The organism is Rhizobium giardinii bv. giardinii H152 (genome assembly GCF_000379605.1).
Classification (GTDB): Bacteria; Pseudomonadota; Alphaproteobacteria; order Rhizobiales; family Rhizobiaceae; genus Pararhizobium; species Pararhizobium giardinii.
Genome location: NZ_KB902670.1, coordinates 1 through 965, shown reverse-complemented (window position 1 = coordinate 965; position 965 = coordinate 1). Strand labels below are relative to the sequence as shown.

General features: G+C 56.2%; 2 protein-coding genes. Both read right to left on the bottom strand.

The window, feature by feature from the left end:
• Nucleotides 1-467, bottom strand: a 467-nt coding sequence (locus A3AY_RS0115220) for a M20/M25/M40 family metallo-hydrolase (RefSeq protein WP_018326516.1), incomplete at its 3' end; no start/stop codon positions are given.
• Nucleotides 468-484: 17 nt separating this feature from the next.
• On the bottom strand, nt 485-965 hold a 481-nt coding region (locus A3AY_RS0115215), incomplete at its 5' end, for an aspartate racemase/maleate isomerase family protein (protein ID WP_245275927.1).

The following is a 965-nucleotide window of genomic DNA, read 5'->3' as shown; positions in this document are numbered from 1 at the left end:
AACAACCCCTCTTCCGCGACACTCCGTCCGCCCAGCGGCTCTGCCTCTTCGGCAGGCTGAAAAATCACTCGCACTCTGCCTGAAAAGCTTTGCCGCATCCGGTGAAACGCCAAAGCCGTTCCAAGTGCGATCGAGGCATGCATGCCATGCCCACACGCGTGCAGTACACCCGGGGTCTGCGACCGATAGAGAAGATCGTCACGGCTTTCGTGAATGGGAAGCGCGTCTATATCACCGTGCAAGGCAATCGAACGTGTTGGACCGGGAGCGTGGCCTTCAATGTCGATATAGACACCGGTATTGTGAAATGTCTTTGCTCCCTCCAGCCCAAATTGCCTCAGCGCGTCGAGGATCCGCTTCTGCGTTTTAGTCTCCTGGTTCGACAACTCGGGTTCGCGATGCATCGCATGCCGCATTTCGATAACGGTTTCGCGCTCCTCGCGGGAGAGCAGATCGTTCGTAAGCATTGTCGGGCTACTCCAGGTCAGGACACCGAAATTGTTGGTTGAGACAGGCGTGGCAGCCCAAGGTCCAAAGCGAACTTATCCCTGAGGCCATGTTCCCCTACGAGGTCCAAAACGTGCCATGCGGTGGAATGCACGCTAGCCAGCACCGGACATCCAAGTGCCTCAGTCATCTCCACCAAGTCGGATTGCTTTACCGAGAAGGCTGCGCAAGATACGAAGGCCGCGTCTACTGGCTGTGCATTCCCCAGAAGTTGGCTCAATTCTGCTTCAATCCGATTGACCGGCACTCGACCAATATCGTCGTCGGTTACCAGGTTCATAGAATGCGCGAGGGAAAGATCAGCGACGACCTCAATTCCGTAGCGAGCTAGATAGGGTGCAAAGGCATTGTGCAGAGTAGGGCCATAGGGTGTGAGCAAGGCGATACGTTTGATATTGAACGCTTTCATCATCGCGACCGCAGCCATGCCCGGCGACGTATAGTGAAGACCGGGGCGC